This window comes from Bacillus sp. GW823-FHT06A11 (assembly GCF_058795355.1).
The window spans coordinates 576912-588625 of the sequence record NZ_JBXAHS010000004.1 but is presented as its reverse complement, the minus strand read 5'-3'; the positions used below and the strand labels follow the sequence as shown (position 1 = coordinate 588625).

At 36.6% G+C, this 11714-nt stretch carries 14 protein-coding genes; 6 read left to right on the top strand and 8 right to left on the bottom strand.

The genetic code is table 11. The features are described 5' to 3' along the window. Positions 1-424 precede the first annotated feature (424 nt). The gene (locus AC1Q8L_RS22225; protein WP_000386677.1) at positions 425-1105 is read left to right on the top strand and encodes an MgtC/SapB family protein; all 681 of its coding nucleotides are present in this window, start codon (positions 425-427) and stop codon (positions 1103-1105) included. Between the two features lie 92 nt (positions 1106-1197). Next, positions 1198-2193, top strand: coding sequence for a potassium channel family protein (locus AC1Q8L_RS22220; RefSeq protein ID WP_000842316.1), 996 nt, complete (start codon positions 1198-1200; stop codon positions 2191-2193). Here AC1Q8L_RS22220 and AC1Q8L_RS22215 read toward each other — a convergent pair. Both AC1Q8L_RS22215 and AC1Q8L_RS22210 read right to left on the bottom strand, forming a co-directional pair. Continuing rightward, positions 2180-2593, bottom strand: a complete 414-nt coding sequence (locus tag AC1Q8L_RS22215) for a YugN-like family protein (protein ID WP_000612347.1) — start codon at positions 2591-2593, stop codon at positions 2180-2182. The genes AC1Q8L_RS22220 and AC1Q8L_RS22215 overlap by 14 nt on opposite strands. 107 nt (positions 2594-2700) lie before the next feature. Then, a complete protein-coding gene (locus AC1Q8L_RS22210) occupies positions 2701-4053 on the bottom strand; it encodes a glucose-6-phosphate isomerase (protein ID WP_000103664.1) in 1353 nt (450 codons plus the stop codon). Positions 4054-4327: 274 nt separating this feature from the next. Here AC1Q8L_RS22210 and AC1Q8L_RS22205 point away from each other — a divergent pair, with 274 nt between their 5' ends. Then, the gene (locus AC1Q8L_RS22205; RefSeq protein WP_000105788.1) at positions 4328-4561 is read left to right on the top strand and encodes a DUF378 domain-containing protein; all 234 of its coding nucleotides are present in this window, start codon (positions 4328-4330) and stop codon (positions 4559-4561) included. A 109-nt stretch (positions 4562-4670) separates the two neighbouring features. On the opposite strand, the gene yugI is transcribed toward AC1Q8L_RS22205, so the two are convergent. The 3 genes from yugI to AC1Q8L_RS22190 all read right to left on the bottom strand — a co-directional run bounded on the left by yugI (position 4671) and on the right by AC1Q8L_RS22190 (position 6953). Further along, the gene (gene yugI / locus AC1Q8L_RS22200) at positions 4671-5015 is read right to left on the bottom strand and encodes a S1 domain-containing post-transcriptional regulator GSP13 (RefSeq protein WP_000003764.1); all 345 of its coding nucleotides are present in this window, start codon (positions 5013-5015) and stop codon (positions 4671-4673) included. 253 nt (positions 5016-5268) lie between these two features. Then, positions 5269-6459 carry an aminotransferase gene (locus AC1Q8L_RS22195; protein WP_000808528.1) on the bottom strand — a complete coding sequence of 397 codons (1191 nt, stop codon included), beginning with the start codon at positions 6457-6459 and terminating at the stop codon, positions 5269-5271. Next, on the bottom strand, positions 6456-6953 hold the full coding sequence (locus AC1Q8L_RS22190) for an Lrp/AsnC family transcriptional regulator (RefSeq protein WP_000255696.1): 498 nt from the start codon (positions 6951-6953) through the stop codon (positions 6456-6458). The genes AC1Q8L_RS22195 and AC1Q8L_RS22190 overlap by 4 nt, the downstream gene beginning before the upstream one ends. A gap of 118 nt (positions 6954-7071) precedes the next feature. Between AC1Q8L_RS22190 and AC1Q8L_RS22185 the strand changes: the two genes are divergently transcribed. Both AC1Q8L_RS22185 and AC1Q8L_RS22180 read left to right on the top strand, forming a co-directional pair. After that, entirely contained in the window at positions 7072-8064 is a 993-nt protein-coding gene (locus AC1Q8L_RS22185) for a 2-hydroxyacid dehydrogenase (protein WP_002094180.1), read from the top strand. Positions 8065-8173: 109 nt separating this feature from the next. Then, positions 8174-9013, top strand: a complete 840-nt coding sequence (locus AC1Q8L_RS22180; protein WP_001015204.1) for an alpha/beta fold hydrolase — start codon at positions 8174-8176, stop codon at positions 9011-9013. A gap of 120 nt (positions 9014-9133) precedes the next feature. Here AC1Q8L_RS22180 and AC1Q8L_RS22175 read toward each other — a convergent pair whose 3' ends face one another. After that, positions 9134-9385: a YugE family protein gene (locus AC1Q8L_RS22175; RefSeq protein WP_000537641.1), complete on the bottom strand. Its 252-nt coding sequence runs from the start codon at positions 9383-9385 to the stop codon at positions 9134-9136. Positions 9386-9502: 117 nt separating this feature from the next. On the opposite strand from AC1Q8L_RS22175, the gene AC1Q8L_RS22170 reads away from it, so the two are divergent. Further along, entirely contained in the window at positions 9503-10654 is a 1152-nt protein-coding gene (locus AC1Q8L_RS22170; protein ID WP_001175831.1) for a MalY/PatB family protein, read from the top strand. Positions 10655-10853: 199 nt separating this feature from the next. Here the strand turns inward: AC1Q8L_RS22170 and sodC are convergent, their stop codons facing one another. Both sodC and AC1Q8L_RS22160 read right to left on the bottom strand, forming a co-directional pair. After that, entirely contained in the window at positions 10854-11393 is a 540-nt protein-coding gene (gene sodC / locus AC1Q8L_RS22165) for a superoxide dismutase [Cu-Zn] (protein WP_000746521.1), read from the bottom strand. Positions 11394-11461: 68 nt separating this feature from the next. Next, positions 11462-11638 carry a hypothetical protein gene (locus tag AC1Q8L_RS22160; protein ID WP_000982763.1) on the bottom strand — a complete coding sequence of 59 codons (177 nt, stop codon included), beginning with the start codon at positions 11636-11638 and terminating at the stop codon, positions 11462-11464. Positions 11639-11714: the final 76 nt, after the last annotated feature.

Below are 11714 nucleotides of genomic sequence, written 5' to 3'. Positions count from 1 at the left end.
GGATCAAACTCTCCAATAAAGTTAGTTTGTCTAGCATCTAAAAATAAAAATTGACGTTTCACGTTGTTTGTTTCGTTCAGTTTTCAAAGAACTACTTGGTCGCTCATTTGCGACTTCCTTATGTTAACATCTTCGTTTTTCGATGTCAACTAAGTTTTTCAATTTCTTTTTTGTCGTTTTCTGCGTTTCCGCATCAGCGACGGTTATTAATATATCATGGTAAAAAATGAAATGCAACACCTTTTATAAACTTTTTTTAAAACTGCCCACATTTCTTTTTTAATATCATATACTTAAACGAAATATCTCTTTCATGTATGAGTAATTCCTACATATATTTTATATAAAGTTACTCTATCAAAAAACGTTTCTTTCTATACTAAGCGTTTTATTCATATACCATATCATACAAGGAGGAATATATATGGACTATACCGATTTATTAATCAAACTAGGTCTCTCGGCTATTTTAGGGTTTGCCATTGGTTTAGAACGCGAATTAAAACGGAAACCACTTGGTTTAAAAACGTGTTTAGTTATTTCTATTATTAGTTGCCTCCTAACGATTGTTTCTATTAAAGCAGCTTATAACTTACCACATACCGATCATATGAATATGGATCCACTTCGACTTGCCGCTCAAATTGTATCAGGAATTGGTTTTTTAGGTGCTGGCGTAATTTTAAGAAGAGGCAACGATAGCATTGCAGGGCTCACGACTGCCGCTATGATCTGGGGTGCTTCTGGTATTGGCATTGCCGTTGGAGCTGGTTTCTATATCGAGGCGATTTTCGGAATGTGTTTCCTTATGATTAGTGTCGAACTTATACCACTCGCGATGAAATATGTAGGCCCTAGGTCATTTCGTCAACGTGATATCGCTGTGAAACTTGTTGTACGAAATATGGACAATATCCCAATTGTAATTGAAGAAATAAAGGAAATGGATATAAAAGTTAAGAATATGAAGCTTAAAACATTAGAAAACGGTTCTCACTATTTACATCTTAAACTGTCCATTGATCAAAAAAGACCTACTGCTGATGTTTACTATGCTCTTCAACATCTTGAAAGTGTCCAACAAACTGAAGTGGAAAGTATGTAGCATAAAACAAACTCTCTTTAATTAGAGAGTTTTTCTTTTTTCTATAATGGTAACAATGAATGTAGTCCTGCAAAACAAGGAGGAATTTACTATTGAAATCCCGTCCGAATTTAGTAGATACATTTCGTGATTCCATTATTTTTCGTTTAATTTGTTTTATTATTGTATTCACTGCTTTTTCTGGTTTTCTTATACATAGATTAGAACCCTCTCATTTCACTACATGGTTTGACGGAATTTGGTGGTCAATCGTTACCATTTTTACAGTTGGATATGGAGACTTTGCTCCTCATACAACGATAGGAAAACTAATAGGTATAAGTATTATTTTATTAGGAACTGGCTTTTGTTCTTATTATATGGTTCTATTCGCTACTGAGATGATCAGTAAACAATATATGAAAATTAAAGGTGAAGAAGCCGCTACCTCTAACGGTCATATGATTATCGTTGGCTGGAATGAGCGTGCAAAACATGTTGTAAAGCAAATGCATGTATTACAACCAAACCTTGATATCGTTTTAATTGATGAAACACTTTCTTTACTCCCAAAACCATTTCATCATTTAGAATTTATAAAAGGTTGTCCGCACCACGATCAAACTTTATTAAAAGCTAATATTAAAACGGCACACACCATATTAATAACAGCGGATAAAGAAAAGAACGAAAGCTTAGCAGATACACAATCCATTTTAAATATTTTAACTGCAAAAGGACTCAATCCAAACATTCACTGCATCGCAGAACTACTTACTACTGAACAAATTCAAAATGCAACGAGAGCTGGCGCGTCAGAAATTATAGAAGGAAATAAATTAACGAGTTATGTATTTACCGCTTCTCTTTTATTCCCTTCTATTTCAGGTGTACTATTCTCACTTTACGATGAAATCTCTGATAATAAATTACAACTGATGGAGCTTTCTCCGTCCTGCACCGGACAAACCTTTGCAAATTGTAGCTATACCCTTTTAAAACAAAACATTCTCTTACTAGGTATAAAGCGCGACGATCAATATATGATTAACCCAGTCCATACCTTCATTCTTATCGAAAGCGACGTACTCATTGTTATTCACCATTAAGAAAATGTTTTTCTAGTTCCCGCATGAGCACTTTTCCAATATTGATATATTTTCTTTTCACTTCTGCATCTGGATCTTTCGGTTCAGCAAATTGATCCATCCCACTCGTTCCCGCGGTTAAAGTATTCACATTATCATCTAGTTCGTCTTGATATACGTGCGAAAGAATATACGGCGTTTCAAGACGGACTACTACACCAGGTACATCTAGTTCACCATCTACTGCTGTAAACGGCACTCGTAAAAATTGATACCCATCTTCTTCATCGATTTTGTAATCGAAGCATCCTTTATCATAATCCCAATTACCACCAATACTATATCCAAGTGGTTTCATAACCTCTTCTAATTTATATAACGCATATGTACGTCCTTCTAAATTTGATTGAATCGGAATCAAGCCCATCCCTCCAAGACTTTTCCTTTAGCATACCCACTCTAGTTTGAATATACTGATGGACTTTTCGATAAAATAATAAAAAGCGACCGGAATCCGGTCGCTTTTTATTATTTTAAACGCTCTTCTAATTCTGCTTTTAATTCTTCAAATCCTGGTTTACCAAGTAAAGCAAACATGTTTTTCTTGTATGCTTCTACGCCAGGTTGGTCAAATGGATTTACGCCTAATAAGTAGCCGCTCATCGCACATGCTTTTTCGAAGAAGTATACAAGGTAACCGAATGTGTACTCATTTAATTCAGGAATATTTACGATTAAATTTGGTACTCCCCCGTCGCTATGTGCAAGTAATGTACCTTCGTATGCTTTTGTGTTTACGAAGTCTACAGTTTCACCAGCAAGGTAGTTTAATCCGTCTAAATCGTTGTCTTCTAATTCGATTGTTAGTTCATGTGTAGATTTACCTACTTTAAGAACTGTTTCAAATAAGTCACGACGACCTTCTTGAACGTATTGACCTAATGAGTGTAAGTCAGTTGAGAAGTTTGCTGAAGATGGGAAAATACCTTTTTGATCTTTTCCTTCACTTTCACCAAATAACTGTTTCCACCACTCAGCGAAGTATTGAAGTGCTGGCTCATAGTTAACAAGCATTTCAATTGTTTTTCCTTTATTGTATAAAGCGTTACGAACTACTGCGTATTGGTAAGCTGGGTTTTCTTCTAGTTCTGATGTTCCGAAGTCATCATGACCAGCAGCTGCACCTTTCATCATCTCTTCAATATTTAAGCCACTTACTGCGATTGGTAATAAACCAACTGGCGTTAATACAGAGAAACGTCCTCCAACATCATCTGGAATAACGAATGTTTCGTAACCTTCGTTATCAGCTAATGTTTTTAATGCACCACGTGCTTTATCTGTAGTTGCATAAATACGTTTGCGAGCTTCTTCTTTTCCATACTTCTCTTCTAATAACTTACGGAAAATACGGAATGCTAGTGCTGGCTCTGTTGTTGTACCTGATTTGGAAATAACGTTAATAGAGAAGTCTTTACCTTCTAATACGTCCATTAAATCTTTCATGTAAGTGGAGCTAATGTTTTGTCCAACAAATAGCACTTGTGGAGTTTTACGTTGTTCTTTAGATAGCGTGTTGTAGAAAGAATGGCTTAACATTTCGATTGCTGCGCGTGCTCCTAGGTAAGAACCACCAATACCTACAACAAGTAAAATGTCAGAGTCGTTTTTAATTTTTTCTGCGCATTTTTGAATGCGAGCGAATTCTTCTTTGTCATATTGAAGCGGAAGGTCTACCCACCCAAGGAAATCGTTCCCAGCTCCAGTTTTTTCGTGGATTGCGTGATGTGTTACTTTCACTGCATCACGTAAATAAGTGATTTCATGTTCACCGATGAAGGATAACGCTTTAGAATAGTCGAACGTTACATGTGTACTCATCTTTTTCCCTCCAATTATGGATATGTATTTCTGTATTCACTTTAGCGAAACTGAAGTTGTAAATCAAGCGATTCAACCATTGTAAACGTAACCAATATATATTTTTTAGAAAAAGTTCATTTTTTGCATAAAAATTCGCATTTTTCGGTATAGATGTATATACATCCTCTTTCGAACATTTTTTATGTATAAAAACAACATAACTACCCCATTCTATAAAAGAGTTAATTAACTCATCGCTTGCTCATGCTTCACAATTAAGGGGGGCTTTTTCATGAGTACTTTGCAACGTATCGCATTAGTCTTTACTGTAATTGGCGCTGTGAACTGGGGACTAATCGGATTTTTCCAGTTTGACTTAGTAGCAGCCATTTTCGGCGGACAAAATTCAGCTCTTGCACGTATTATTTACGGCATCGTTGGTATATCTGGGCTTATCAACCTTGGTTTACTGTTTAAACCATCTGAAAATCTTGGTACGCACCCAGAAACAAACGAAATTCGATAATCAGTATGTCCTTTCACCTCCGACATACGAATATGATTGCATGCAATCATATTTGCAAATATATATCATAAGATAAAGTAAAAGAGGAACGCTCATATGCGTTCCTCTTTTACTTTGTTAACTCGGACTCTTCAATCCATTCTGCCAACTTTTCTCGCAGCGTATTAAACCCGTTTTCAGATGGGTTCGGTATAAGAATCCTTCCTTGTTTTCTTTTCGCCGCTTTTAACGATAAACTCATTTTTCTGTGCTCTTCATCAATTGAAAGTACCTTTACTTCTACTGTATCGCCGACTTTTAAAAAGTCATGAATATCCTTTACATATCCATTTGTAATTTCAGATATATGCACAAGTCCTTGTGTTTCTGCATCTAACGCTACAAATGCACCGTAATCTTGAATTCCAGTCACTTTCCCTGTTACAACCACTCCTGTTGTATATTGTTCTGACATATGAAACACTCCCATACGTTTACCATTCTCTCTACAATTATAGAGAGCAAAGCAGATATATTTATTTTAAATATCCGATTGGTTAGTACGCATTCTAGATAATGATATCTAGAATGCGTATACCTTATATTAGTAAATTATACCACTATGACAGAACTCATTCAAAATTCATGAAAAATTTCCCTTAAAGAAGTATAATTCTCCAATATTGGGATAGACTACTAACACATGGCTTTCTAGTATTCCCCCCCTTTTATGGACAAAACGTATTACGTTTTGTCCTTTTTTTATTTTCTACAAATCGTTCCATTCTCTTCATCGCTTCCATAAGTTGTTCAAGCGACGTCGCATATGAACAACGAATAAATCCTTCACCACTTTCGCCAAATACGCTACCAGGGACAACGGCCACTTTTTCTTCCAACAATAACTGTTCTGCAAATTCCGCTGAAGATAATCCGGTTGAAGATATAGAAGGAAAAACATAAAATGCTCCGCCCGGCACATGACACGTTAAGCCCATTTCATTGAAAGATGTCGTCATGAAGTTACGACGCTTCTTATAGCTATCTCTCATTCGAATTACTTCATCGTTCCCTGCGCGTAACGCCTCAAGTGCTGCAAACTGAGACATCGTCGGTGCACACATCATTGAATACTGATGGATTTTGAGCATTAATTCTGAAAATTGAACAGGAGCTGCAATCATACCGAGGCGCCATCCTGTCATCGCAAATCCTTTTGAAAATCCTGAAATTAAAATCGTATGCTCACGCATATTTTTAATACTCGCGAAACTTGTATATACTTCGTCGTATACAAGTTCTGCATAAATTTCATCAGATAATACGATTAAATTGTACTTCTCAACAATCACTGCTATTTCATCAAGCTCGGATTTATTTAGCATTGCACCTGTCGGGTTATTTGGTGAACAAAGCAAAATTGCCTTTGTTTTCGCTGTAATAGCTGCTTCAATTTGTTCTGGTTGTACTTTAAACTCGTTTTCTAACGTAGTCGCCACAGGAACCGGAACTCCTCCAGCTAATGTCACAAGTGGTGCATAAGAAACGAAGCTCGGTTCAATAATGAGCACTTCATCATCAGGATTTATAATGGCGCGCATCGCTACATCTAACGCCTGGCTCGCTCCAACTGTAACAATGATTTCATCACTTGGATCATAAGATACTGCAAATTGTTTTTTTAGATACTTTGCTATTTCTTGACGGAGCTCCAATAATCCTGCATTTGCTGTATATGACGTATACCCTTGTTCCAAAGAACGAATACATGCTTGCCTTACATTCCAAGGTGTAACAAAATCCGGCTCTCCTACCCCGAGGGAAATAACACCTTTCATATTTGCTGCTAAATCAAAAAATTTTCGAATACCCGATGGTTTTAAAGATTCTGCTGATCTAGATAGTTCAAATTGCTTCATGGTGTCACCACAATTCGCTTATCATCATCGTCTTTTTCATAAATAACGCCCTCATGTTTATACTTCTTCAAAATGAAATGAGTAGTTGTAGAAACAACAGATTCAATTGTTGCTAATTTCTCAGAAACAAACATCGCTACTTCTCCCATCGTTTTCCCTTCTAATGTAATAGAAAGATCATATGTCCCTGACATTAAATAAACGGATTTCACTTCTGAATAACGATAAATTTGTTCAGCAACCGCATCAAACCCAACGCCATGCTTTGGCGTAACTTTCACATCGATCATTGCCGTTAAACCTGTATGTTCTTTCACCTTCGTCCAATCAATATGTGTTACATAATCCACAATAATCTTTTCATTTTCTAACCTCGCAACCATCTTCTTTACTTCTTCTACCTCTATATTTAACAGCTTCGCTAATGTATCTACAGATAATCGACTACTCTTTTCAAGACAAGCTAATAATTCTAATTCTTTTTCTGTCACCATATAAATCATCCTTCCTTTTCGTTTGTGTTTAAATTATACAAATACCCTTTCCAGTTTGAAAAGAAGATTTTTCTATTGAATTATGTCAAAATAAAGTGAAACTTTAATCAGCGGAAAAATGCGTGATAAAGCGAAAGGGGATGGAACCGTGAAACCAAAAGTTTATATTGCTGAACCAGTTCCAACATTTGTAGAAAACTATTTATCAGAACACTGTGATTATGAAAAATGGGATCAAAATGAGAAAGTACCTCGTGATGTTCTATTAGAGAAAATACAAGATAAAGATGGGTTATTAAATTTCGGATCTGCTATTAATGAAGAATTACTGACAGTGGCTCCTAACTTAAAAGTAGTGAGCAACATTTCTGTCGGTTACGATAATTTTGATTTACAAGCGATGAAAAACCGAAATGTTATCGGAACGAATACACCATATGTATTAGATGATACAGTAGCTGATCTCGTTTTCGCCCTTATGCTATCAGCTGGGCGCCGCGTTTGCGAACTCGATTCTTACGTGAAAAATGGTGAATGGAACGCTGAAATCGGAAAAGAACACTTCGGACTCGATGTACACCATAGCACAATTGGTATTATCGGTATGGGCCGAATTGGAGAAGCCGTTGCAAAACGAGCAAAATTCGGATTTGATATGAATGTTCTTTACTATAACCGCCGTCGTAAAGAAGAAGCTGAACAAAAATTCGATGCTACATATTGTGATTTACAGACGCTACTGAAGCAGTCTGACTTTATTGTTCTTCTTACTCCATTAACAGATGAAACATATCACCTTATTGGAGAAAAGGAATTTTCATTAATGAAAGAAACAGCAATCTTCATTAATGCTTCTCGCGGGAAAACAGTAGATGAAGAAGCGTTAATCCATGCTTTAACAGAAAAGAAAATCTTTGCAGCAGGTATCGATACATTTACACAAGAGCCGATTCAAAAAGATAATCCACTCTTATCATTACAAAATGTTGTGACTTTACCACACATCGGATCTGCAACATTAAAAACTAGGCAGCAAATGGCTATGACCGCCGCTGAAAATTTAGTTGCAGGATTACAAGGAAAAACACCGCCTAATATTGTTCGCGGGTAATACTGAATAAACGAAAGGCAAGATGACGTCGTCATCTTGCCTTTTTTTGTTAACATATTTTCTTCTTCCTTGGAGATGATATGAACAAAAATCAATGGAGTGACAAAAAATGAATCACGAATATACTTGTCCTTATTTCACTTTTTCCACTCGCGGCACTACTATTCATTACGAATTGTATGAACACGATAACAAAACAGAACGTCCTACTTTCGTACTCGTTCACGGCTTTTTATCTTCCTCATTCAGTTACCGTCGTCTCATTCCCTTACTATCGAAAGCAGGAACAGTGATTGCTCTTGATTTACCACCGTTCGGAAAAAGTGATAAGTCTCATCTGTTTAAGTATTCTTATCACAATTTAGCAACGATTATTATTGATTTAATTGAACATTTATCTCTCTCAAACATTGTATTAGTTGGGCACTCTATGGGTGGGCAAATTTCTCTCTATGTAAACCGTATACGTCCTGAACTCATTTCAAAAACGATTTTACTATGTAGCTCTAGCTATTTAGCACGCGCAACCTTACCTTTACTATACTCTTCTTATTTACCGTTCTTTCATTTATACGTAAAGAACTGGATTATTAGACGCGGTATCGTTCATAACTTAATGAATGTCGTTCATGATCACTCATTAATTGACGATGAAATGAAAAAAGGTTACTCCGCTCCTTTTTATGACGACCGTATATTTCCCGCTTTAACTCGCATGATACGAGACCGTGAAGGTGACTTATCTTCAACTGAATTACAAAAAATCGAAACACCTACACTACTCATTTGGGGTGAAAAAGACCGCGTCGTCCCTGTACATGTAGGTCATCGTCTACACAAAGATTTACCGAATTCAAAATTTATTTCTTACGAAAATACAGGACATTTACTACCTGAAGAAAAGCCTGAACATGTTTATGAAGAAATTATCGCTTTTTCTGCGCAATAAAGTGAAACTTTAATTAGCCCCCACCTAACTTCTTTGCTTCTGCTGAATTTTGAGGTGGGGGTCTTACTGCCCGGCAAATAGCGGGATAATATAAAAAAGGCCGTCGGAAATTCCGACAGCCTATAATGAACAGCTTCCGCCTTCTTTTATTACAAGTAATTCCACAGCTAATTTCTCACATTTTTCAAGCGCAGGTACTTCCTCAAAAGACATAAAGTATATATGTTGAATCTTCTTTGCGATGTATTTTGGATCATCAAACACACTTATGACGTTCACAACATCGCTCGCTTCTGTTTCATAAAACTCCGGTCCCATTTGAAACGGATCCCAATTCTTCACAACCTCTATCATCTTTTCATATGTACCCATTCGCTTCCCGCCTTTTCACTTTTTAATACTTTTCTTTATCCTATCACATCAGCTATTCTATAAGAAGAGAGAGAACTTTCATAACTTATTGGTTTTACAGAAGAAGGGAGCAAACGTATGCAACTATTTCATAAAGCAATCAATCGACGTGGAACGCATAGTATAAAATGGGATACATATAAAAACGAAGAACTTATCCATGCTTGGATTGCTGATATGGATTTTGAAGTACCAACACAAATTCAAACTGCTTTAAAGAAACGTATTGAGCATCCTATTTTCGGCTATACACTTCCTCCCGAAAATATTGGAGATATTATTTGTAACTGGACAAAAAAACAATATAACTGGGACATTCAAAAAGAATGGATTGTTTTTAGCGCGGGGATCGTTCCAGCTCTTAGTACGAGCATACAGGCTTTCACAAAAGAAAACGAATCCGTTCTCGTACAACCACCTATTTATCCTCCATTTTTCGAAATGGTCACAACAAACAACAGGCAGTTATGCGTGAGTCCATTACAGAAACAAAATGATACATATGTGATAGACTTCGAGCATTTAGAAAAGCAGTTTCAGCAAGGTGTCAAACTCATGCTTCTTTGTAGCCCTCATAACCCAATCGGACGCGTTTGGACGAAAGAGGAACTTGTGCAGCTCGGATCGTTATGTACTAAATATGACGTTATCGTTGTCGCGGATGAAATTCATTCCGATATCATTTATGCAGAACATACACATACGCCGTTCGCTTCCTTATCTGAAGAATTAGCAGAGCGCACTATCACTTGTATGGCTCCAAGTAAAACATTTAATATCGCTGGATTACAAGCTTCGATTATTATCATTCCAAACGAAAAACTCCGTCACGCCTTTACAGCTATCCAATATAGACAAGGCTTCCACGGGTTAAATATCTTTGCCTACACAGCGATGCAAAGTGCCTATACAGAATGTAATGATTGGTTAAACGAAATTCGATTATATATAGAAGATAATGCTCAATTTGCTTGTGAATATATTAAAACTCACATACCTGCTCTTTCCGTAACGAAGCCAGAAGGTAGCTTTTTATTATGGATTGATTGTTCTCGTCTAAAGCTTTCTCAAAACGAGCGTACTGCATTACTTGAGGAAAAAGGAAAAATCATCGTTGAACCTGGTGAGAAATATGGGTTAGGTGGCGAAGAACATATTCGAATTAACATCGGCTGTCCACGATCTGTTTTAGAAGAAATTTTGAACAGACTGCGTCATACGTTTTCATAATAATAGAGGAGTCTGTCCCCTAATCATTCTTGGACAGACTCCTTTGTCCTATTTTATCGGTAAGTCGATATATTTCAAGTTACGGTCGATATATTCTAATAATCGCCGATATAATTTGAGTTACAATCGATATATTCCAATAATCGCTGATATATTTTCACTTATACTACACAAAAAAAAGCTACCAGTACGGTAGCTTTTACTTTTTCTTCATATCTGCTGCTTTTTTTACAATTACACCACAAGCAATTCGATCGCCTGATTTACCTGTCGGTTGTGTCATACCATCATCAGGGTTTTCTGTAATAATAATAGACGCTCCATCTTTTCTATGAATCGTCGTTTTTCCTTCTTCAAGTGTGATGCGAGGTGCATCGATTTCCGCTTTAATCTTTCCAGAACCATCTGCAACTACGTTCGGTAAATCACCGTTTTCTGCACCCTTCGGATTAAGAAGACCATGTTTTTTATCATCAGGATTAAAATGGTTCCCGGATGATTCAAAACGAGGTGCCTTACACTCTCCGATTTCATGTACATGTAGTCCGTGTGGTCCTGGCGTGAAACCTTCTCCTTTAATCGTAATTTTCACGCCACTTGTTTGCTGCACTACTTTCGCAGTCCCTACTTCATCTCCTGAAGCATTATGTAATTTCACTTCAATTTCTTTCGGCTTTCCTTGGTCACAACCTGCCATCAGAAATAATAAACAACAACTGAAAAAAAGCCGCTTCTTCATTCTATTCCCTCCAAAATATATTCTGCCCTTAGATTGTCCGAGCATAGAGGGAAACATACAAAAATGAGTTACTGTTTCTTTTCCGCTAAAAGTTTTTCTTCAACTTTCTGTAATCGCTCCGCTTCTCGTTTTGATACACGAATGAACATACGCCACGTAGCAACGGCACCAATTATAAATAGCACGCAAACAATCCCTGGAATAATATATTCTGTTTTATCTTCCGGAAAATATAAAGGCATCATATAGAACACTCCTTATTATAGGATTTGTAAAACATCAGAATTTTCTGTTATATAACTTTAAATTATAGTGGAACCT

Bases quoted from the DNA above. Each gene is read 5' to 3' on its own strand.
- AC1Q8L_RS22225 (WP_000386677.1), top strand. From the start codon at position 425: ATGGACTATACCGATTTATTAATCAAACTAGGTCTCTCGGCTATTTTA.
- AC1Q8L_RS22210 (WP_000103664.1), bottom strand. From the start codon at position 4,053: ATGAGTACACATGTAACGTTCGACTATTCTAAAGCGTTATCCTTCATC.
- AC1Q8L_RS22205 (WP_000105788.1), top strand. From the start codon at position 4,328: ATGAGTACTTTGCAACGTATCGCATTAGTCTTTACTGTAATTGGCGCT.
- yugI (WP_000003764.1), bottom strand. From the start codon at position 5,015: ATGTCAGAACAATATACAACAGGAGTGGTTGTAACAGGGAAAGTGACT.
- AC1Q8L_RS22195 (WP_000808528.1), bottom strand. From the start codon at position 6,459: ATGAAGCAATTTGAACTATCTAGATCAGCAGAATCTTTAAAACCATCG.
- AC1Q8L_RS22190 (WP_000255696.1), bottom strand. From the start codon at position 6,953: ATGGTGACAGAAAAAGAATTAGAATTATTAGCTTGTCTTGAAAAGAGT.
- AC1Q8L_RS22185 (WP_002094180.1), top strand. From the start codon at position 7,072: ATGCGTGATAAAGCGAAAGGGGATGGAACCGTGAAACCAAAAGTTTAT.
- AC1Q8L_RS22180 (WP_001015204.1), top strand. From the start codon at position 8,174: ATGAATCACGAATATACTTGTCCTTATTTCACTTTTTCCACTCGCGGC.
- AC1Q8L_RS22175 (WP_000537641.1), bottom strand. From the start codon at position 9,385: ATGGGTACATATGAAAAGATGATAGAGGTTGTGAAGAATTGGGATCCG.
- AC1Q8L_RS22170 (WP_001175831.1), top strand. From the start codon at position 9,503: ATGCAACTATTTCATAAAGCAATCAATCGACGTGGAACGCATAGTATA.
- sodC (WP_000746521.1), bottom strand. From the start codon at position 11,393: ATGAAGAAGCGGCTTTTTTTCAGTTGTTGTTTATTATTTCTGATGGCA.
- AC1Q8L_RS22160 (WP_000982763.1), bottom strand. From the start codon at position 11,638: ATGATGCCTTTATATTTTCCGGAAGATAAAACAGAATATATTATTCCA.